Consider the following 19,439-nt stretch of genomic DNA (forward strand, 5'->3'; position numbering starts at 1 on the left):
AAGAGGGCTTGCCAATACCGCTGCGCGAACAGCGCCCCAAGACCCAACTTCCGCTGGCGAAAACACGCGAAATGCCGCTTCGTAGAGACACCCTCGCGACTGGAAGCACGCCCCTGCCCCTATTTCGGTTGCCGCTAACGCGGCGTATGTTTTCTCGGGAACGTTTTTGCCCGATCCGCATCAAACGGTGGTTTGGAGGTGGATGATGAAGGATGCCGTGCAGACAAAACCCGCCACGGCGGAAGCGGACCATTTGACGGACGAGACTCTCGTCGAGCGTGCGCTTGCGAGGGATCCGGAAGCCTTCCGGATCATCATGACAAGGCATAACCAGCGGCTTTTTCGCATCGCGCGCGCCGTCGTGCGCAACGACAGCATCGCCGAGGATGTGGTGCAGGAAGCCTATCTGCGCGCGTTCGAACACCTCGAAACGTTTCGTGGCGATGCCAGCCTCGCCACCTGGCTGCATCGGGTCGTGTTGAACGAGGCGCTCGGACGCCTGCGCCGGTCGGCGACGCGACGGGAGGTTCCGCTTCCGACGGACAACGCCGGCGCCGAGATCGTACCCTTTCCCAATGCTGCGAACGCCGACGATCCGGAACGCAGCCTCGCGCAGCGTCAGATCCTGCGGCTGGTGGAAGAGGCCGCCGACGCTTTGCCGGAAGCCTTCCGTCTGGTCTTTACCGCCCGCGTCATCGAAGCGATGAGCGTCGAAGAAACCGCCGCCCTCCTCAGCATCAACCCAAAGACGGTCAGGAGCCGCCTCTACCGGGCTCGTCAGCTCGTCCGTCAGCAGATCGATCGCCAGGTCGGGCCGGTGCTCCTGAATGCCTTTCCCTTCGCTGGACGTCGCTGCGCGCGATTGACGGAGGCGGTCATGCACCGGCTCGGGCTATCAGGCTGACATTTTCGGGAACCTTTGACTGCGGCGCGCATCCAACGGGTGTCATCCATCAAGACCGGTGCCACTTGCGGCCGGAAAAGGAGTTCCCGATGTATGCCCGTTTCACTTCAGCCCTCGCCGTCGCCTGTCTCATCGGTGGCGCTACCCATGCAGCCGACACGAAGGTCACAGATCCGCAAATCGCCCATATCGCCTATACCGCCGGCGTCATCGATATCGAGGCCGCCAAGCAGGCCCTGAAAATCTCGAAGGACAAGGAGGTCATCGGCTTTGCCAACGACATGCTGCGCGACCACGAGGCCGTGAACAAGCAGGCCCTCGATCTCGTCAAGAAGCTCAAGGTGACGCCCGAAGACAACGACACCAGCCGCGCGCTGACGAAAGCGGCTACGCAAGAGCGTGAAAAGCTGGCGAAGCTGAGCGGCGCCGACTTCGACAAGGCCTATGTCGCCAACGAGGTGGCCTACCACAAGCAGGTAAATGGCGCGCTTGAAACCCTGCTTATTCCCTCCGCGAAGAATGCCGAGCTCAAGGACCTGCTGGAGACCGGGCTCAAGCTGTTCCAGGGGCACCAGCAACATGCCGAGCATGTCGCCGGGATGATGAAGTAGGCCGCGACATGATGCGGAAGCGAAGCCTTGGCGCCATTTCCGGCCTGGCTCTGATGCTGGCTGCGCCATCGGCGTGGGCGGAGACCATCCGGGTGACGATCGAAAAGCTCGTGTTTTCGCCCGCCGAAATCAGCGCCGCCGTCGGCGACGTGATCGAGTGGGACAACAAGGACGTCATGGCGCACACGGCAACGGCCAAGGGTGATTTCGACGTGGTGATACCACCGAAAAAGATGGCGACACTCACCGTCACCAAGGCCGGAACCTTCGACTATACCTGCCGCTTTCACCCAAATATGAAAGCGCGCCTGCAGGTGCGATGAAAGACTTGAGGGCGGCGGTGCGAGCGCATCCCCACGCGCCGCCGTTCACGGCGAAGTCACCAGACACCGGCTGTATCCGGGAACCGAATTATGCCATGGAAGCGGCTGGTTCCATCGAGGAGGCGGCACGGCCATGAAGAAGATCGGTTTTCTTTCCTTCGGACACTGGACGCCCTCGCCGCAGTCGCAGACGCGATCGGCGGGCGACGCCCTGCTGCAGTCGATCGATCTCGCCGTTGCGGCCGAAGAACTCGGCGTAGACGGCGCCTATTTCCGCGTTCATCACTTCGCCCGCCAGCTCGCCTCGCCGTTTCCGCTTTTGGCGGCGGTCGGTGCAAAGACGAGCCGGATCGAGATCGGCACCGCCGTCATCGACATGCGCTACGAGAACCCGCTCTACATGGCCGAGGATGCGGGTGCGGCCGATCTCATCGCCGGCGGACGGCTGCAGCTCGGCATCAGCCGCGGCTCGCCGGAACAGGTGATCGATGGCTGGCGCCACTTCGGCTACCAGCCGTCCGAGGGCGAGACTGAGAGCGACATGGCAAGAAGGCACGCGGAAGTGCTGCTCGACGTCCTGCGCGGCGAAGGCTTCGCCGAACCCAATCCGCGGCCGATGTTCCCCAATCCTCCCGGCCTGCTGCGCCTCGAGCCGCATTCCGCGGGCCTCAGAGAACGCATCTGGTGGGGCGCAAGCTCGAACGCCACGGCCGTCTGGGCCGCCAAGCTCGGCATGAACTTGCAGAGCTCGACGCTGAAGGATGACGAGACCGGGCTGCCGTTCCATGTCCAGCAGGCCGACCAGATCCGCGCCTACCGGGAAGCCTGGAAGGCGGCGGGGCACATGCGCGAGCCGCGCGTCTCGGTCAGCCGCAGCATCTTTGCGTTGGTGGACGATCGCGACCGCATGTATTTCGGCGGCGGAAACAAGCAGGAAGACCAGATCGGTTTCATCGACGACAAGACGCGGGCGATTTTCGGGCGCAGCTACGCCGCAGCACCCGACGTGCTGGTCGAGCAACTGGCAAAGGACGAGGCGATTGCCGAGGCCGACACGCTGCTCCTGACGGTCCCGAACCAGCTTGGCGTCGAGTACAACGCCCATGTGATCGAGGCGATCCTCAAGCATGTCGCGCCGGCACTTGGTTGGCGCTAGCGACAGGCGACGCCTCAAACTCCAGGCATCTGAAATAGGCATCTGAATTCAGGCACCCGGCCGAATCAGGGAGCGCGGCGGTACTGCCGCGCCCCTTCGCTTAGCCGGTTCTTCAGGGAACCTGCGGCGGATGCGCGACGCCCAGATAGTAGTCGCCCTGTCCGCCGCTCTGATACTCGCCCGTGTAGCGCTGGCGGGCATCACCCAGCGTGCGGGCCGGCGGGCGGTAGACATAACCCGGCGCCGGATCGACATACGGATCGACATAGATGCTGCCAGTTGGCATCGGATCGACATAGACTTGCGGCTCTACAGGCTCGACATAGACCGGGCCGGGCGCGGGTTCGACATAGTAGGGTTGCCCGTAGAGCACCCGGTTCTGGGTGCCCGGCGGATTGTGCGGATCGATGCCGGTGTAGAAGCCGTTGGCGAGCGCCGGTGTTGCCGTGCCAAGGGCAAAAACGATTGCGGCGAATGACATTCCGTTCGAAAGCTTCATGGCGTTGCTCCTGTCTCGGCTGAGCATCCGACCATCTGGCAGCATCGCCCCCGGTGGATGCGAACGTCGAGAGAGAATAACGCGTAATCGCTGCAACCGTTCCGCACGCGACCTTAGTGCAGTCCGAAGATGCCGAGCAGTTCCTCGCGCTGGCGCACGAAGGCGCTGGCGCTGCGGTCGCGCGGCCGCGGCAGGTCGATCTCGATCAGCCGAGGTTCGCCGCCCTTTTCGCGCGGCAGGATGAGGATACGGTCGGCGAGATAGATCGCCTCCTCGAGATCATGGGTGACGAGCACGGTTGTCACGTCCTCGTCGCGCCAGATCCGCGCCAACTCCTGCTGCATGCTGATCTTGGTCATGGCGTCCAGCGCGCCCAGCGGCTCGTCGAGCAGCAGGATTTCCGGCTGGACCGCAAGCGCCCGGGCAATGCCGACGCGTTGCGCCATACCGCCCGACAATTGCCGCGGATAGGCGTCTTCGAACTGTTGCAGGCCGACCAGTTGCACGTAGCGCCGCGCCCGGTCTCGTGCCTGCCCACGGGAAAGACCACGCGTCTCCAGCCCGAAGCCGACATTGTCGAGCACCGTCAGCCAGGGCAGGAGCCGCGGCTCCTGGAAGATCACGGCACGGTCGTTGCCGACACCTCTCGTCAGCTTTCCGTCGATCAGCACCTCTCCGGCATCCGGATCCTCAAGACCCGCCAGCACCCGAAGCAGGGTCGTCTTGCCCGAACCGCTGGCGCCGACGATAGCGAGCGTCTCGCCGGAGCGGATATTAAGGTTGATATCCCGAAGCACAGGCAAGGGCGTGCCGTTCAGGCGGTAGGACTTGGAGAGGTGACGGATCGTCACCTCTCCCCGGCGAGGGTTCTGGGTAACGCTCATGGAACGTCCTCAGTTGCTGGCCGTTGCGCCGTCGACGGCCAAGAGCACGTCCCTTGGCGCCAGTTGGCCCTGCTTGAGCTTGCCTTCGCGCACCAGCACGTCGATCCAGAATTGGAGGTCACGCTCGACCGGCAGGCCACCGGCCCGCACCCCATAGCCGCGGAAGTACTGGGCGATCTCAGGATTTTCCCCGCGGGCTTTCAGGGCCTTGGCAAGGATGTCCTTCGTTTCCTGCGGATGTTCGCGGGCATAGTCGAGCGCGCGGGCCGACTGCAGCACGAAGGTCTTTGCCGCTTCCGGATGCTCCTTCACGAAGTCGCGTCTGAGCACGACGAAGCCGCCGGCGATCTCGCCGAGCACGTCGGTGTCGTCGAAGATCGCGCGCAGACCACCATTCTTACGAGCCGCGCCCTCGAAGGTCGTCTGCCAATAGCCGAAGGCCGAGATATCCACCTGGCCGGAGCGCAGGACCTGTTCCAGTTGCGGACCGGGCACGACGACCTGGTTGGCGGCATCTGTCGGCAGGCCGACAGAGTGCAAGGCCTCGCGGATCGTATAGTCGAGGTGCGCACCGAGCGTGTTCACCGCTATGCTCTTGCCGGCGATGTCCTTGATGCTTTTGATCGGGCTGCCTTCCAGCACGTAGAAGATCGACTGCACTTCGTCATTGATGCCGTTGGAGGGATAGGCGGCCACGAAATCGTTGCCGCTGATAATCGAGTTCAGCACGGCCGATGTCGCCGCACTGCCGATCTCGACGTCGCCGGAGGCCAGCGCGATCAGTGATGCCGGGCCGCCGGTGGCGTAGCCGACACTCTCGATCGTGATGCCGGTTCCATCAAAATAGCCGAGTTCCTGCGCGAGTTCATGTGCCGACAGACCGCCTTGGCTGGCGAGATAGCGAAGCGTGACCGCGTCGGCAGCGGCCGCCGGTGAAACAAGGCCAAGTGTGACGGCTGCCGAGAGAAGAAGATTGCGGGGGTGGAAGGTCATCTCGATATCCTTTCGAAGGGGAACTGGTAAGGCGGTCAGGCGTTCGGCGCAGACCAGCGGCAGAGATTGCGTTGGATGAGAACGAGCAGCGCATTGGCGGCGAGACCGAGCAGGGCAAGCAGCAGGATCGATGCAAACATCAGCGGGATCTGGAAGTTGTATTGGGCGTTCATCACCTGGAAGCCGATGCCCTTGTTCGCTCCGATCATTTCGGCAGCGATCAGAAGCAGCAACGCGGTCGTGGCCGAGAGCCTGAGGCCGACGAAGATCGCGGGCACGGAGGCCGGCAGAACCACGCGGCGGAAGACGGCGAGCGAGCCGGCGCCGTAGGTGCGAGCCATCTCGATCAGCTTCCTGTCGACCTCCTTGACCCCACCGATCGTCGACAGGAGGATCGGAAAGAGCGTCGCCCAGAAGATCACGAAGACCTTCGACGTTTCGCCGAGACCGAGCAGCAGAATGAAGACCGGGTAGAGCGCCAGGGCCGAGGTCTGGCGGAAAAGCTGAAGGACGGGGTCGAGTGCCTGTTCGACAAGCCGGACCTGGCCCATGAACAGCCCGAGCGGGATTCCCACCGCGACGGCGGCTGCAAAGGCAATGCCCGACCGCTGCAGGCTGATGGCGATGTCGTCGAGCAGCGCGCCGCCGGCGATGCCGTCCCAAAGGGCCGACAGGATCACGTCGAGCGGCGGAAACACCGCCGCGTTGACCCAGCCCACGGTGCTTGCAACCTGCCAGAAGGCCAGAAACGTCAGCACGAGGCCGTAGCGGGCGACGATTGCGCCGAGCAGGCGGCGCCAGCGCGGCACGGAGTTCGGCCGGGAATGCGCGGCGGGCGAAGTGGAACTCTTGGCAAGAGCCTCACGGCGCGCCGTTGCAAAGCCTGCCGCAAGCGAGGGGTTGATGGTTTCATAGGACATGGCAACACCTCACTCCGCTGCTTGAACGGCCGACCGGGCGGCAGTCCAGCGGTTGACGGGAACGGGCAGGCCGAGGTTTTCGCGCAGCGTCTTGCCCTCGTAGGCAGTGCGGAACAGGCCGCGACGCTGCAATTCCGGGATCACCAGCTCGACGAAGTCGTCGAGCGCCGTCGGGAACCATGGCGGCAGGATGTTGAAGCCATCGGCGGCTTCGTTCTCGAACCATTCCTGCAGGGTATCGGCGATCTGCCCCGCCGTACCGACAATCGTGTAGTGGCCGCGCGCCGACGCGATCCATTGGTAGAGCTGGCGAATGGTGAAGTTGTTCTCGTCGGCGATCTGGCGGATCAGCGCCTGGCGGCTCTTCATGCCCTCGGTCGGCGGCGCCGGCGGCAGCGGCCCGTCGAGGTCGTAACCACGGAGATCGAGCGTTCCGCCGGTCAGGCCGTTGAGCAGGCCGATGCCGTCCTCCTCGACGATGAGCGAGGTCAGCCGTTCGTATTTCTCCCGCGCCTCGGCTTCCGTACGGCCGACGAAGGGCGAGACACCGGGCATGACCAGGATGTGGTCCGGGTTGCGGCCCAGGCCCCGGGCGCGGGCCTTGATATCGCGATAGAATTCCTGCGCCGTTTCGATGTGCTGGTGCGCCGTGAAGATCACCTCCGCAGTGGCGGCGGCAAGGCCCCTGCCATCATCGGACTGGCCGGCCTGCACGATGACGGGATGTCCCTGCGGCGAGCGCGAAATGTTGAGCGGGCCGCGGACCTTGAAATGCTCGCCGCGGTGATCCGTGTCGTGCAGCTTCGCCGGATCGAAAAAGACGCCCGTTTGCTTGTCGCGGATGAAGGTATCGTCCTCGAAACTGTCCCAGAGCTTCTTGACCACATCGACATGCTCGGCGGCGCGCCGGTAACGCTCGGCATGCGGAAGCTGCGTGTCGCGGTTGAAATTCTGGGCGGTCGGATCACCCGTGGTCGTCACCACGTTCCATCCGGCGCGACCGCCGGAAATGAGGTCGAGCGACGCGAACTTGCGCGCTGTCGTATAGGGTTCCTCATAGGTCGTCGACGAGGTGGCTATGAAACCGAGATGGGTGGTGAGTGGCGCCAGCGCCGAAAACAGGGTCACCGGTTCGAAGCCGGCAACACGGGCATTGCCGCCCTCTCGCGCGCCACCGAAGCCGATCGCCAGCCCGTCGGCAAGAAAGTAGGCATCGAACAGACCACGTTCGGCGGTCAGCGCCAGCTGCTTGTGAAACTCGAAACTGGTCGCCCCGTCGGCTGGCTGGTCGGGGTGGCGCCAGGCGGCAATATGCTGCCCGCCGCCGGGAAGAAAGGCTCCAAGCCGGATCTTGCGTGTCATCTCAATCCTCTCCTGTTCTCGCTTTAAACTCGAGGAGATCACCCTGCCGAGGGCGAAGCGCACAAGGCGCTCCGCAACACGCGGCGAACTCCGGCCACGACAGACAGGTTACATTATATATTAATTTTATAGAGAAAGAGGATTTCAACGAGACGTGCCGGGATTGAAATGTTTTTCGTCAGTTCGCCCGGTTTAGAGATCGATGACCGCTTCGCCGCCCTCAGGCGCAATCCGGCCGGAGCGAGAGTGCGCGGTTGATCCGGGAAAATATTCCACTTGGAATAGTTTTCGAGCCAAAGGTTTTCTTATCTCGACCAGAATACTCGACTATTTTTCGGGCACTTGCGGCGGCCATTGCCTAAAAATGTGGCCGCCGCCACACAATGAGAGTGAAAGACGTGTCCCAAGCAACCACCCAATCCTCACCAAAGCCGATCTATGCTTCCTTCGGGTTCCAAGTCCTGGCGGCCATGGTCATCGGCCTGCTGCTCGGCCTCATCGCCCGCAATATGGGCGTCGATGCCAGCGGCAATGCCAACTGGCTGACGGTCACCCTGCAGACGATCGGCTCGATCTTCGTCCAGCTTCTGCGTGCGCTCGTACCGCCGCTCGTCTTTACCGCCATCGTCGCCTCGATCGCCAACCTGGCGACGCTGCAGAATGCCGCCAAGCTCGTGTGGCAGACGCTGCTCTGGTTCGCGATCACCTCTCTCATCGCCGTCGTCATCGCCATCGCACTCGGCCTGATCATTCAGCCGGGCATCGGTTCGGCCGTTTCGCAGGAAGCTGCCAAGGCCCCCTCCTATTCCGGCTCGTGGCTCGATTTCCTGAAGGGCCTCGTGCCCGCCAACATGCTCGGCCTTGAAGCCAGCACCAAGGTCACCGACACGGGTGCCACCACCTCGCTCAATTTCAACGTGCTGCAGATCCTCGTCGTTTCGATCGCCGTCGGCGCCGCGGCGCTGAAGGTGGGCGATGCTGCCAAGCCGTTCCTCGCCTTCAACCAGTCGCTTCTCGCGATTGTGCGCAAGGTCCTCTGGTGGGTTATCCGGCTGACGCCGATCGGCACGATCGGCCTGCTCGGTCGCGCCGTTGCCCAGTACGGCTGGGAAACGCTGGCGCAGCTCGGCTGGTACACCGCTGCCGTCTATATCGGCCTTGCGATCGTGCTCTTTGTCGTCTACCCGGCGCTGCTCGTCGGCCACGGCCTGAGGCCCTCGCGCTTCTTTGCCGGCGCCTGGCCGGCGATCCAGCTCGCCTTCGTTTCACGCTCCTCCGTCGGCACCCTGCCCGTTACCGAAACAGTGACCGAAAAGAGCCTCGGCGTGCCGCGCGAATATGCCGCCTTCGCCGTGCCGCTCGGCGCCACCACCAAGATGGACGGCTGCGCCGCGATCTACCCGGCCATCTCGGCGATCTTCATCGCGCAGTTCTTCGGCCTGCCGCTCGGCATCCAGGAATATGTGCTGATCGTCTTCGTCTCGGTGCTCGGCTCTGCCGCAACCGCCGGCCTCACCGGCGCGACTGTCATGCTGACGCTGACGCTTTCGACGCTCGGCCTGCCGCTCGAAGGGGTCGGCCTGCTGCTCGCCATCGACCCGATCCTCGACATGGGCCGCACGGCGGTTAACGTCGCCGGTCAGGCGCTCGTGCCGACGATCGTCGCCAAGCGCGAAGGCATTCTCGACGAGACCGTCTACAACGGCGACAAGGTGCTCGACGACCTGGAACCGCTTGGCGCCGCTGCACGCGCTGCCTGACGGCGTGAAACGACGCATGCGGGCCGCAAGGTCCGCATGCCGTGTTATACTTCAGGCGTTCCGCCTGTTGAGGGATCGGCGATGTCGTCGACCAACTTTCATCTCGTCACCGAATGGACGATCGCCTCCCAGCTTGAAGACGTGTGGCGTGAACTCAGCACGCCGGAACGCTGGCCCGAGTGGTGGCCATCGGTGAAGCAGGTTACGCTGCTAAACGAGGGGGACGAACATGGTGTCGGCGCCGTCAGGCGCATGCGCTGGTCGACGGCACTCCCCTACGAACTGGTCTTCGACATGGAGACCACCAAAGTCGAGCCGCCTCTCTTCATCGAAGGCCGGGCCTTGGGCGAACTCGACGGCATCGGCCGCTGGACCCTGCAAGGCGAAGGCAGCGCTTGCCGCGTTCGCTATGACTGGATCGTGACAGTCACGAAGCCCTGGATGGTCCGTCTTTCCTTTATCCTCAGACCCGTCTTTCGCTGGAACCACGGGGTGGTGATGGAGCGCGGCCGCCGCGGCCTCTCGAAGAGGCTGGCCTAAAGCAACGGCGGGCACATTCCGGAAAGACGCGCAGACGGACGACTATTGCGCCAGGCGCGTGCCTCGTGCCTGATGATTTCGCCCAGGCGCTGGGCACCCGGTCCCGCCGCATCTGGATCCGGATAGACCAGATACATGGCGCCACAACGCCCGCCTTCGGACACCGCAGCAACCATCGAAAATCACTCCCTTGAAATATCCTATCCAGGGGGATAGGATATTGATATGAGCGAGCACAGACACGACACCCATCCCGAGATCGTCAAGCGGCTGAAACGCGCGGAGGGGCACCTGAAGAGCGTCATCACCATGATCGAAGGCGGCCGCTCCTGCCTCGACATCGCCCAGCAGCTCCACGCAGTGGAGAAGGCGATCAGCCAGGCAAAGCGAACCCTGATCCAGGATCACCTGGACCATTGCCTTGAAGACACGATCGGGGCGCTTCCGCACGAGCAGCGCCACTCCATCGACGAGTTCAAGGCGATCACGAAATACCTCTGAGCAGCAAATCCGCTGCCACAAACCGCCACCGAGCGAGGCCCAATCATCATGCTGCAGATCCTCGCAAACCGCACCTATCGCCACCTGTTCCTGGCGCAGGTGATCGCGCTGATCGGAACCGGCCTCGCAACCGTCGCGCTTGGCCTTCTCGCCTATGATCTGGCCGGCGCCGAAGCGGGCGCGGTGCTCGGGACGGCGCTCGCGATCAAGATGATCGCCTATGTCGGCGTGGCGCCGATCGCCGCCGCCTTCGCCGAACGGCTTCCACGCCGTGCCATGCTCGTCAGCCTCGATCTGGTGCGCGCCGCCGTCGCGCTGTTCCTGCCGTTCGTGACCGAGATCTGGCAGGTCTATGTGCTGATCTTCGTGCTGCAGTCGGCCTCGGCCGCCTTTACCCCCACCTTCCAGGCGACCATTCCCGACGTGCTGCCGGATGAAAAGGAATACACCCGCGCCCTGTCGCTCTCGCGGCTTGCCTATGATCTCGAAAGCGTCGCAAGCCCGATGCTCGCTGCGGCACTGCTTACCGTCGTCAGTTTCCATGACCTGTTTGCCGGCACGGTGATCGGCTTCCTCGCCTCGGCCGCCTTCGTCGTGTCCGTCGCGCTGCCAAGCCCGAAGGCTGCGGAACGGCGCGGTATCTACGACCGCACGACACGGGGTCTGCGCATTTATCTCTCGACGCCACGGCTGCGCGGCCTGCTCGCGCTCAATCTCGCGGTCTCGGCGGCGGGTTCGATGGTCATCGTCAACACGGTGGTGCTGGTTCAGGCCGGCTTCGACCTTACCCAGACCGACACGGCGATCGCGCTTGCCGCCTTTGGCTGCGGCTCGATGATTGCCGCGCTGATGCTGCCGCGCCTGCTCGACAGGACGCCTGACCGTTTCGCGATGTTTTCCGGGGCGACGATCCTCGTCGCCGGCCTGTTCATCGGGCCCCTCGTTCCAAATTTCGCTTCGCTGCTGCCGCTGTGGCTCGCCATCGGTATCGGCTACTCGCTGACCCAGACGCCGTCCGGCCGGTTGCTGCGCCGCTCCGCCCAGCCCGAAGACCGGCCGGCGCTCTTTGCAGCGCAGTTCGCCCTTTCGCATGCCTGCTGGCTGATCACCTATCCGCTGGCCGGCTGGCTCGGCGCTACCGCCGGGCTCGGCACGACCTTCATCGCGCTTGGCCTCATCGCCATCGGCGCTGTCGCCGCGGCCGCCCGGCTCTGGCCCGCGCCCGACCCGGACGAAATCGAACACACCCATCATGCGCTGGCGGGCGATCACCCCCATCTTGCCGGTGCGACGCGCGTCGGCAGCGGCCACCGCCACACCCATGTGTTCGTGATCGACAGCCATCACCCGGACTGGCCAGCCCAGCGGTAGGCAACGGCCGCTACTTGGAGGCGGTGCTGTTGCCGGCAAAAGACAGGATCGCCGCATCGGCGATCTCGGCGAAACGAGCACTTGGCCCTTCGGCGCCGCTGCTCTGCTGCGCGGCGCGCGCGCCATCGATCAGCAGCAGCAGCGTGTCGCCGAGCAGCTCTGCGTCGGCGATGCCGGCCCGGCGGCACAGCTCGACGACCCGGTCGCGCTGCGCATCCTTGAAGAGGCGGATCACCTCGCGGCCGGGGTGATCCTCATCGGTCAGCTGCACGGCGGCGCTCATCATTTCGCATTGGCACTTGTCCTCGCCGAGGTGCTCGGCGATACGCCGGACCCAGGCCCTGAGCTGACCGATACCGTCGCCCGGGTGCTGGTCTTCCAGTTCGCGCCAGAAGCCATCCATCTCCATTCCCGCATGGCGCAGGCATTCGACGATCAGCTCGTCCTTCGAACTGAAGTGGCGGTAGAGCGTCATCTTGTTGCTCTCGGCAGCATCGGCAATCGCATCGACGCCGGTTCCGCGAATGCCGCGGCGGCGAAAGAGATCACGCGCAGCCTCGACGATGCGATCGCGCGGCGAACGACGGGATGGTTTGCAGAAATCCGTTGTCATCGCAGTGGTCCGGCGTGAACGGCGCGGAAAATCTTGCCCCTTGACGCCCTGTCATTGGTCGATAACATGCGACGATGTTACCGACCAGTAACATTTTCGCCACCGTGGCAAATCAAGGAGCATCCGCTTGCGGCAAAGAGCTCTTCCGGAAACGGCGGCGGTAACAGCAGAAAAATTTCATGCGCAGTGTCGGTGAGCGCGGTCGCCAGGCGTCTTTTAGCCAGAGCGCACACCGCAGAGACTTTTTAGATTCGATAACGCTCGTGATTTGGTCGTCGTGATTAGGACCGGATCGGCCCTTCATGATCTCGTGCTGGAGCCTTATGATGCGCATGCTGGATGGGCTGAAGGCTGGGGAGACCGTCGCTGACCGCAAGGTCCGCGCGGCGGGCGTGCCGGTGCCGAGTTTCCGCCACGCCGCCTGCTGCGATGGTGGCGCTCCCAAAGGATCGGCCCCATGATTGACTTCTTCATCCACCGGCCGATCTTCGCATCGGCGATCGCCATCATCATGACGCTCGCCGGCGGCATCTGCTATTTCCTGCTGCCGATTTCGCAGTTTCCCGACGTGACGCCGCCGCAGATCGTCGTTGCCGCCAACTATCCGGGCGCCAGCGCCCAGGTGGTCGCCGACACGGTGACGACGCCGCTCGAACAGCAGATCAACGGCGTGCCCGGCATGCTCTACATGACCTCGACCAGCTCGAACGACGGCTCGTCGCGCATCATCATTTCCTTCGAGGTCGGCTATCCGATCGACGTCGCCGCGCTCGACGTGCAGAACCGCGTCTCGCAGGCCGCCTCCTCGCTTCCGGCCCTCGTCAACCAGACCGGCGTGACCATCGCCAAGCAGATCCCGAACTTCACCGTGCTCGTCAGCCTGGATTCGCCTGACAATTCGGTCGATTTCGCCGCGGTCAGCAACTACGCCTACCTGCAGATCCTCGATCCACTCAAACGCCTGCCGGGCGTTGGCGACGTCCAGCTTTTCGGCGAGCGCCGCTATTCGATGCGCGTCTGGCTCGATCCGGATCGCATGGCCAATCTCGGCATTACCGCCGTCGACGTCCAGAACGTCATTGCCGAGCAGAACATCCAGGTCGCCGGCGGCAAGATCGGGCAATCGCCGGCACCGGCCGGCACGCCCTTCGAGATGCAGATCAACGCGCTCGGACGCTTGAGCGACCCGTCCCAGTTCGGCGACATCGTGCTGCGCGCCGACCAGACGACGGGGGCAACGACGCGGCTGCGCGATGTGGCGCGCATCGAGCTCGGCGCGCTGCTCTATTCCTCGTCGGTCACCTTCAACGGCAAGGAAAGCGTCGTGCTTGCCGTCTTCCAGGCACCGGGCTCCAACGCGCTCGACCTGCAGGCCCGCGTGCAGGCGAAGATGGACGAGCTGTCGCAGCGCTTCCCCGCGGGCATCGCCTACCACATGTTCTACGACACCACGCGTTTCGTCTCGGCGGCGATGAAGGATGTCGTGTTCACGCTGCTCGAGGCGCTCGCCCTCGTCGTCTTCGTCGTCTTCATCTTCCTGCAAAACCTGCGCACGACGATCATCCCTACGATCGCCATTCCGGTTTCGTTGATCGCGACGCTGGTCGTCATGTATCTCTTCGGCTTCTCGCTCAACATGCTGAGCCTGCTCGGCATGGTGCTTGCCATCGGGCTTGTGGTCGACGACGCGATCGTCGTCGTCGAGAACGTCGAACGCCAGCTGGAGGCCGGGCTGCCGCCGCTCGAGGCCACCAAAAAGGCGATGCAGGAGGTGACCGGCCCGATCATCGCGACGACCGCGGTGCTGCTGGCCGTCTTCATCCCCGTCGCCTTCATTCCGGGCGTCGCCGGCAGCCTCTACAACCAGTTTGCGCTGACGGTCGCAATCTCCGTCGCTTTTTCCGCCTTCAACTCGCTGACCCTCAGTCCGGCGCTGAGCGCCGCGTTCCTGCGCTATCGCGGCGAGCCGCGTTTTGCCCTCTTCCGCTGGTTCAACAGCGGTTTTCACGCCCTGTCGCACGGTTATGCGCGCAGCGTCGCCGGGCTCGTGCGCTGGCGCTGGGCGCTGTTTGCCGTCTTCCTCGCCGCGATCGCCTCGACCTATGCGCTATGGCAGCGCATCCCCTCGACCTTCCTGCCGGTCGAGGACCAGGGCTATTTCTTCGTCGTCATCCAGTTGCCCGATGGTGCCTCGCTCGAACGCACCGAGGCGGTCGCGCGGCGATCCGAAGAGATCCTGCGCGGCACCGCCGGCGTCGATTTCGTCGGTTCGGTCGTCGGCTTCAACTTCCTGTCCTTCGCCGCCCAGTCAAACTCGGCCGTGCAATTCGCCGTATTGAAGCCATGGGACGAGCGGCCGCCCGAACAAGGCGCCTCGGCGCTGCGTGAAGCGGTGATGCCGCAACTACTGCAGATCCCGGACGCGCTAGTGCTCGCCTTCGACCCGCCGTCGATCCAGGGGCTGGGTGCTACCGGTGGCTTCGAGTTCCAGGTGGAGGACCTTGCCGGCCGCAGCGCCGAGGCGCTGAACGACGCGACGCAGGCGCTGATCGCCGAGGCGCGCAAGCAGCCGGAAATCAATCCCTACCAGCTGTTCACCACCTTCAGCACCTCGAGCCCACAGTTCGACTATGACCTCGACCGCGACAAGGCGAAGCTGCTGGGCCTGAGCCTGCCGGATATCTTCAGCACACTGCAGATCTATTTCGGCTCGCTCTATGTCAACGACTTCAACATCTTCGGCCGCACCTTCCGCGTGACGCTGCAGGCCGATCAAGGCGCACGCGCCTCGGCCACCGATCTCTCTCGTCTCTACGTGCGCAACACTGAGGGGGAAATGGTGCCGCTCAATACGCTAGGAACCTTCAAGCCGACGGTCGGCCCGGAGACCATCACCCACTACAACAATTACCCCTCGGCGCTGATCAACGGTGCGGCAGCACCCGGCTTCAGCTCGAGCCAGGCGGTGGCGGCGATGGAGCGGGTGGCAAAAACGACGCTGCCCAGGGACTACACATTCGAGTGGACCGGCATTACTTATCAGGAGATCCGGGCAGGCTCGATCGCCGCGCTCGTCTTTGCGCTCGCCCTCGTCTTCTGCTTCCTGATCCTGGCCGCCCAGTATGAAAGCTGGTCGATGCCTTTCATGGTGCTGCTGTCAGTGCCGCTCGCGCTTTTGGGCGCGCTTTCGGCGCTCTGGCTGCGCGGTATGCAGATCGACGTCTATTCGCAGATCGGTTTCGTGATGCTGGTCGGACTTGCCGCCAAGAACGCCATCCTGATCGTCGAGTTCGCAAGACGCCGACGCGAGGAAGGGCTCGACGTCGTCGCAGCCGCCGCGGAAGCGGCGCGTCTCCGGCTGCGGCCGATCCTGATGACGGCCTTCGCCTTCATCCTCGGCGTGCTGCCGCTGATGTATGCCAGGGGCGCAGGTGCTGCCAGCCGCCAGTCAATCGGCACCACCGTCTTCGGCGGCATGCTGGCGGCGACGATCCTCACACTCATTTTCGTCCCGGTCTTCTACGCGGTCATCGAAAAATGGCGCGAGGGCACGTCCTCGCAGCCGATCGGCCAGCGTCACGAGCCGGAGGCGGCGGAATAGGAATTGGAGCCTGACATGCGTGGTTCGAGACTGGTCCTTGCCGCAGCGGTCGTGGTCGCCGCCCTTGCTGCGGCCTATCATTACAAGAACGGCGGCTTCGAGCTGAAGGGCGGCGACGCCGGCGCGGCGGTGGGGCCGCCGCAACAGGCCATGCCCGTGCCGGTCGCCTCGGTCGTCAAGAAAACCATTCCGATCTATCTCGACTATTCGGCGCGCACCGAAGCGATCCGCAACGTGACGCTCCGCGCCAAGATCACGGGCTATATCGAGTCGCAGGCGGTGCCCGACGGTTCGGATGTGAAGGAAGGTGATCTGCTCTATCGGATCGACCCGCGCGATTATCGGGCAGCGCTCGATCAGGCAAAGGCCCAGGTCGAGCGCGACCAGGCGTCGCTCGCCTATCTCCGCTCCAATCTCAACCGCGGCAATGAACTGGCCACGACGGGTTACCTCGACAAGGACAGCTTCGATCAGCGCCAGAGTGCTGTGCACCAGGCCGAAGCGGCACTGGAGATGTCGCGGGCGGCGGTGCGCACCGCCGAGATCAATTTCGACTACACCGAAATCCACGCGCCCTTTGCCGGCCGGCTCGGCCGCGACCAGGCGCCGGAGGGAACGCTTGTCAGCAACACCGCCGGGACACCGCTCAACAACCTCGTGCAGCTTTCGCCGATCTATGTTTCCTTCAACCCGAGCGAAACAGAACTCGCCGACATCCAGAAGGCCCGGGCGAAGGGGAAAGTGCAGGCGGAAGTGCTTTTGCCTGGCGACAAGGAACCGCGCTATCGCGGCGACCTCACCTTCATCAACAACACGGTCGAGGGAAATACCGGAACGGTGGTGGCGCGCGTGACGATCGACAATACTGATCTTTCCCTGCTGCCCGGCCAATATGTCCGCGTCCGGCTGAAGATCCGCGACGAGCCGAACGTGCTGATGGTGCCGGAAACGGCGCTCGGCTCGAGCCAGCTCGGCAAGTACATCTATGTCGTCGGCAAGGGGGAAACGGTCGAGCAGCGGCTCGTCACCCTCGGGCCGACGAGCGGTGATCTCATCGGCCTGACCTCAGGCGTTGCGGAAGGCGACCAGGTGATCGCGGGAAACCTGCAGAAGATTTTCCCGGGCGCACCGGTCAAACCGATGCCGGCCGAGCAGGCGCAGAAATAGGCCGTTCGCCGGCCCGGCCTACGCCCTTTTCAGGATCGGGAAGACCATGCCGAACGTGATGACGGCAATGGCAACGACCTGAAGCAGCGTCGGAACTTCACCGAGAACGACGACCCCCGCCGCGGTCGTCGTCACCGGGACGCACGGCATGAACAGCGACGCAGGCTGCGGACCCAATTGACGGATGACATAGGTGTAGAGAACGCTCGCGAGCGCTCCGGCGAGAAAGCCTTGGATGACGAATTGCGTGGCAATTTCGGTGAAAGAGGCGGCAGCGAGCCCGCTGGGCGCCAGAATGTGCAGCAAGGGCAACGGCAGACAGGAGAAGAACACCACTGCGATCGTCGCCGTCACGGCGTCGACGGACCATAGCCGCACCAGCACCGCAAAGGTGGCAAACATCAACCCCGAAACGGCGAACAACAGATCACCGCGCAATGTCCCGGCGTCGGCGACGCCCGATTGGAGCACGAACAGCAAAAGGCCGGCAATGACCGTGGCAACGCCAGCAAGGCGCGTGCCGGAGGCCTTGTCCTTGAAGACGAGACGGGAAAACAGGAACGAGAAGAAGACGATTACGGCGGGAGAGAGTGCTGCCGCATGGGCGACCGGTGCCAGCGAAAGTCCCTGGTTGATGATCAGCGGATAGGGCAGCCCCGTCAGCAGCGCCAGCACGGTTGCCTTGCGCCAGCCAAGCTGCATCAACTTCGGCAAGCCGACGCTGAGGAACACCGGCAGGAAGGCCAGGGCGGCGCCAGAGAACCGCAAGGTGACGATGTCGGCGGCGGTCAGATGCTCGCGCAGACTGAACCGGGCGGCCACGAACTGTAAGGTGGTGATTGCGACGACCGCCACCCCTGCCCATATCGCCAGCCGCCGGCTGCGGTCGCCCTCCCCCATCGTAACACTTTGCACGCCCGTCTCTCCACATTGCGGAAGCCTTACCCGGCGGCTTCGACAGAAGCACCGTATTGCGCGAACGGCCGCGTCAAAATACACTGATTTCGATGAATCTAAGCGATTATCACTCTTTCATGGACAAAATAGCGTGAAGAACGAAATTGCAGGCCTCGACACCATCGATCGCACCTTGTTGAGATTGCTGCAGGAAGATGGCCGGCGGACCACACTGGAGCTGGCAGAGCGTGTCGGCCTGTCGCCAACGGGCACGAGCCAGCGCGTGAAGCGCCTCTTCCGCGAGGGCTACGTGAAGGCCGTGCGAGCGATCCTCGATCCGAAGAAGATCGGCCGGGGCACCGTCGTCTTCATCCAGGTGCGCCTCGACCATACCGCCCCGCATATCTTCGAGCGCTTCTCCGACGCGGTTGCAAAGGCGCCGGAAGTTCTGGAATGCCACATGGTGATCGGCGGCTTCGACTATCTGGTGAAGGCGCGCATTGCCGACATGTCGCTGTTCCAGGATTTTCTCGAACGGGTGATTTTGCCCCTGCCCGGCGTCAGGGAGACGCACACCTACGCCTCGGTCGGCGACGTCAAGCCGGACGCGCTGCTACCGATCTGATGCTCAGGCGGGCTCCGGCCACGGCCAGGTTCGCCCCAGCAAAGCGGCGCAACCTCAAATCGGACGTGAAGTAGCAGGCCGCGGCGAGTCATTGGGGTGCCGGGCGTTATTATTCCTCGAGCGACTGGCGACCTAACGCGCGCGGGCCGCCAATCCCTTCGTCACAGGGTGCAATCTTCGCCCGGCAACGCTGCCCTGAAACCCAGGAGCACGCCGAGCGTCGAGCGTTTTTCGACGAGATCCGCAAGCGTGTACTTGTCGAAGACCGCGACGAAGGCGACCGTCGCTTCCGAAAGGACGGACGGCAGGCTGCAGGCCGGCGCGATGCGGCAACCTCGGCAATCGATCAGATCGGACAACTCCTCCGTGTGCCGGAGGAGAGCGCCGAGATTGATTTCGTTCGCAGCCCTTGCGAGCCTGATACCGCCGTTCCGGCCGCGTACAGCCTCCAGAAACCCCGCATTCGCGAGGTCTTGAACCACTTTCATCATATGGTTCTGCGAGACCGAGAAGGTATCGGATATCTCCCGGATGGAGCTGAGCCCAGTGGGCTGGGAGCCCAGATAGATCATCAGGCGCATCGCATAGTCGGTGTATTTCGTGAGCCTCATCGCGGGATCTGCGTCAAAAAGTCCGTTCAAAAAACATGCATTTAATTAGCATCTTTGATCGCAAGCGAATAGATGCATTTCAGATACATCTTTAAGGGTCA

Annotated in this window: 20 protein-coding genes; 12 read left to right on the forward strand and 8 right to left on the reverse strand. The window is 63.7% G+C overall.

What is annotated here, in order from left to right:
* Positions 1–202: 202 nt before the first annotated feature.
* The 4 genes from BLU15_RS18535 to BLU15_RS18550 all read left to right on the forward strand — a co-directional run bounded on the left by BLU15_RS18535 (position 203) and on the right by BLU15_RS18550 (position 2,994).
* Positions 203–904, forward strand: coding sequence for an RNA polymerase sigma factor (locus BLU15_RS18535; RefSeq protein ID WP_082584561.1), 702 nt, complete (start codon positions 203–205; stop codon positions 902–904).
* A gap of 89 nt (positions 905–993) precedes the next feature.
* Positions 994–1,515 (forward strand): DUF4142 domain-containing protein, encoded by a 522-nt coding sequence (locus BLU15_RS18540; RefSeq protein WP_060519274.1) that lies wholly within the window; start codon positions 994–996, stop codon positions 1,513–1,515.
* Between the two features lie 11 nt (positions 1,516–1,526).
* Entirely contained in the window at positions 1,527–1,838 is a 312-nt protein-coding gene (locus tag BLU15_RS18545; RefSeq protein ID WP_034789875.1) for a cupredoxin domain-containing protein, read from the forward strand.
* 133 nt (positions 1,839–1,971) lie between these two features.
* Positions 1,972–2,994, forward strand: a complete 1,023-nt coding sequence (locus BLU15_RS18550) for an LLM class flavin-dependent oxidoreductase (protein ID WP_034789718.1) — start codon at positions 1,972–1,974, stop codon at positions 2,992–2,994.
* 112 nt (positions 2,995–3,106) lie between these two features.
* On the opposite strand, the gene BLU15_RS18555 is transcribed toward BLU15_RS18550, so the two are convergent.
* The 5 genes from BLU15_RS18555 to BLU15_RS18575 form a co-directional block, all read right to left on the reverse strand.
* Positions 3,107–3,493, reverse strand: coding sequence for a hypothetical protein (locus tag BLU15_RS18555; protein ID WP_034789721.1), 387 nt, complete (start codon positions 3,491–3,493; stop codon positions 3,107–3,109).
* Positions 3,494–3,606: 113 nt separating this feature from the next.
* Positions 3,607–4,377, reverse strand: coding sequence for an ABC transporter ATP-binding protein (locus BLU15_RS18560; RefSeq protein ID WP_090297065.1), 771 nt, complete (start codon positions 4,375–4,377; stop codon positions 3,607–3,609).
* A gap of 9 nt (positions 4,378–4,386) precedes the next feature.
* Positions 4,387–5,370 carry an ABC transporter substrate-binding protein gene (locus BLU15_RS18565; protein ID WP_089042987.1) on the reverse strand — a complete coding sequence of 328 codons (984 nt, stop codon included), beginning with the start codon at positions 5,368–5,370 and terminating at the stop codon, positions 4,387–4,389.
* A gap of 35 nt (positions 5,371–5,405) precedes the next feature.
* Entirely contained in the window at positions 5,406–6,290 is an 885-nt protein-coding gene (locus BLU15_RS18570) for an ABC transporter permease (protein WP_034789734.1), read from the reverse strand.
* A 9-nt stretch (positions 6,291–6,299) separates the two neighbouring features.
* Positions 6,300–7,652 carry an LLM class flavin-dependent oxidoreductase gene (locus BLU15_RS18575; protein ID WP_034789736.1) on the reverse strand — a complete coding sequence of 451 codons (1,353 nt, stop codon included), beginning with the start codon at positions 7,650–7,652 and terminating at the stop codon, positions 6,300–6,302.
* Positions 7,653–8,050: 398 nt separating this feature from the next.
* Between BLU15_RS18575 and BLU15_RS18580 the strand changes: the two genes are divergently transcribed.
* The 4 genes from BLU15_RS18580 to BLU15_RS18595 all read left to right on the forward strand — a co-directional run bounded on the left by BLU15_RS18580 (position 8,051) and on the right by BLU15_RS18595 (position 11,824).
* A complete protein-coding gene (locus BLU15_RS18580) occupies positions 8,051–9,412 on the forward strand; it encodes a dicarboxylate/amino acid:cation symporter (RefSeq protein WP_034789738.1) in 1,362 nt (453 codons plus the stop codon).
* 81 nt (positions 9,413–9,493) lie between these two features.
* Positions 9,494–9,952 carry an SRPBCC family protein gene (locus BLU15_RS18585; RefSeq protein WP_034789739.1) on the forward strand — a complete coding sequence of 153 codons (459 nt, stop codon included), beginning with the start codon at positions 9,494–9,496 and terminating at the stop codon, positions 9,950–9,952.
* Positions 9,953–10,177: 225 nt separating this feature from the next.
* Positions 10,178–10,453, forward strand: coding sequence for a metal-sensing transcriptional repressor (locus tag BLU15_RS18590; RefSeq protein ID WP_089042985.1), 276 nt, complete (start codon positions 10,178–10,180; stop codon positions 10,451–10,453).
* Between the two features lie 48 nt (positions 10,454–10,501).
* The gene (locus tag BLU15_RS18595; RefSeq protein ID WP_034789762.1) at positions 10,502–11,824 is read left to right on the forward strand and encodes an MFS transporter; all 1,323 of its coding nucleotides are present in this window, start codon (positions 10,502–10,504) and stop codon (positions 11,822–11,824) included.
* Between the two features lie 10 nt (positions 11,825–11,834).
* On the opposite strand, the gene BLU15_RS18600 is transcribed toward BLU15_RS18595, so the two are convergent.
* Positions 11,835–12,437 carry a TetR/AcrR family transcriptional regulator gene (locus BLU15_RS18600; protein WP_034789764.1) on the reverse strand — a complete coding sequence of 201 codons (603 nt, stop codon included), beginning with the start codon at positions 12,435–12,437 and terminating at the stop codon, positions 11,835–11,837.
* 326 nt (positions 12,438–12,763) lie between these two features.
* Here BLU15_RS18600 and BLU15_RS40645 point away from each other — a divergent pair, with 326 nt between their 5' ends.
* Genes BLU15_RS40645 through BLU15_RS18610 form a run of 3 tightly spaced genes read left to right on the forward strand, consistent with a single transcriptional unit; the run spans position 12,764 to position 17,205 of the window.
* Positions 12,764–12,898 (forward strand): hypothetical protein, encoded by a 135-nt coding sequence (locus BLU15_RS40645; protein ID WP_255381203.1) that lies wholly within the window; start codon positions 12,764–12,766, stop codon positions 12,896–12,898.
* Positions 12,895–16,038 carry an efflux RND transporter permease subunit gene (locus BLU15_RS18605; RefSeq protein WP_090297068.1) on the forward strand — a complete coding sequence of 1,048 codons (3,144 nt, stop codon included), beginning with the start codon at positions 12,895–12,897 and terminating at the stop codon, positions 16,036–16,038. Before BLU15_RS40645 ends, BLU15_RS18605 begins: the two co-directional genes overlap by 4 nt.
* Before the next feature lie 15 nt (positions 16,039–16,053).
* A complete protein-coding gene (locus BLU15_RS18610; RefSeq protein ID WP_034789769.1) occupies positions 16,054–17,205 on the forward strand; it encodes an efflux RND transporter periplasmic adaptor subunit in 1,152 nt (383 codons plus the stop codon).
* Positions 17,206–17,223: 18 nt separating this feature from the next.
* Here BLU15_RS18610 and BLU15_RS18615 read toward each other — a convergent pair whose 3' ends face one another.
* Entirely contained in the window at positions 17,224–18,120 is an 897-nt protein-coding gene (locus tag BLU15_RS18615) for a DMT family transporter (RefSeq protein WP_226020735.1), read from the reverse strand.
* 133 nt (positions 18,121–18,253) lie between these two features.
* Here BLU15_RS18615 and BLU15_RS18620 point away from each other — a divergent pair, with 133 nt between their 5' ends.
* Positions 18,254–18,727, forward strand: a complete 474-nt coding sequence (locus BLU15_RS18620) for an Lrp/AsnC family transcriptional regulator (RefSeq protein ID WP_034789774.1) — start codon at positions 18,254–18,256, stop codon at positions 18,725–18,727.
* A gap of 161 nt (positions 18,728–18,888) precedes the next feature.
* Here BLU15_RS18620 and BLU15_RS18625 read toward each other — a convergent pair whose 3' ends face one another.
* Complete coding sequence (locus BLU15_RS18625) at positions 18,889–19,338, reverse strand: Rrf2 family transcriptional regulator (RefSeq protein ID WP_060606090.1); 450 nt, start codon at positions 19,336–19,338, stop codon at positions 18,889–18,891.
* Positions 19,339–19,439: the final 101 nt, after the last annotated feature.

The sequence above is a fragment of the Ensifer sp. YR511 genome (genome assembly GCF_900103045.1).
Classification (GTDB): Bacteria; Pseudomonadota; Alphaproteobacteria; order Rhizobiales; family Rhizobiaceae; genus Ensifer; species Ensifer adhaerens.

What these genes read in the sequence shown, in the direction of transcription:
- BLU15_RS18555 (WP_034789721.1), bottom strand. Translation starts at nt 3,493, where the DNA reads ATGAAGCTTTCGAACGGAATGTCATTCGCCGCAATCGTTTTTGCCCTT.
- BLU15_RS18570 (WP_034789734.1), bottom strand. Translation starts at nt 6,290, where the DNA reads ATGTCCTATGAAACCATCAACCCCTCGCTTGCGGCAGGCTTTGCAACG.
- BLU15_RS18540 (WP_060519274.1), top strand. Translation starts at nt 994, where the DNA reads ATGTATGCCCGTTTCACTTCAGCCCTCGCCGTCGCCTGTCTCATCGGT.
- BLU15_RS18600 (WP_034789764.1), bottom strand. Translation starts at nt 12,437, where the DNA reads ATGACAACGGATTTCTGCAAACCATCCCGTCGTTCGCCGCGCGATCGC.
- BLU15_RS18585 (WP_034789739.1), top strand. Translation starts at nt 9,494, where the DNA reads ATGTCGTCGACCAACTTTCATCTCGTCACCGAATGGACGATCGCCTCC.
- BLU15_RS18545 (WP_034789875.1), top strand. Translation starts at nt 1,527, where the DNA reads ATGCGGAAGCGAAGCCTTGGCGCCATTTCCGGCCTGGCTCTGATGCTG.
- BLU15_RS18565 (WP_089042987.1), bottom strand. Translation starts at nt 5,370, where the DNA reads ATGACCTTCCACCCCCGCAATCTTCTTCTCTCGGCAGCCGTCACACTT.
- BLU15_RS18595 (WP_034789762.1), top strand. Translation starts at nt 10,502, where the DNA reads ATGCTGCAGATCCTCGCAAACCGCACCTATCGCCACCTGTTCCTGGCG.
- BLU15_RS18610 (WP_034789769.1), top strand. Translation starts at nt 16,054, where the DNA reads ATGCGTGGTTCGAGACTGGTCCTTGCCGCAGCGGTCGTGGTCGCCGCC.
- BLU15_RS18560 (WP_090297065.1), bottom strand. Translation starts at nt 4,377, where the DNA reads ATGAGCGTTACCCAGAACCCTCGCCGGGGAGAGGTGACGATCCGTCAC.
- BLU15_RS18535 (WP_082584561.1), top strand. Translation starts at nt 203, where the DNA reads ATGATGAAGGATGCCGTGCAGACAAAACCCGCCACGGCGGAAGCGGAC.
- BLU15_RS18550 (WP_034789718.1), top strand. Translation starts at nt 1,972, where the DNA reads ATGAAGAAGATCGGTTTTCTTTCCTTCGGACACTGGACGCCCTCGCCG.
- BLU15_RS18590 (WP_089042985.1), top strand. Translation starts at nt 10,178, where the DNA reads ATGAGCGAGCACAGACACGACACCCATCCCGAGATCGTCAAGCGGCTG.
- BLU15_RS18625 (WP_060606090.1), bottom strand. Translation starts at nt 19,338, where the DNA reads ATGAGGCTCACGAAATACACCGACTATGCGATGCGCCTGATGATCTAT.
- BLU15_RS18605 (WP_090297068.1), top strand. Translation starts at nt 12,895, where the DNA reads ATGATTGACTTCTTCATCCACCGGCCGATCTTCGCATCGGCGATCGCC.
- BLU15_RS18575 (WP_034789736.1), bottom strand. Translation starts at nt 7,652, where the DNA reads ATGACACGCAAGATCCGGCTTGGAGCCTTTCTTCCCGGCGGCGGGCAG.
- BLU15_RS40645 (WP_255381203.1), top strand. Translation starts at nt 12,764, where the DNA reads ATGCGCATGCTGGATGGGCTGAAGGCTGGGGAGACCGTCGCTGACCGC.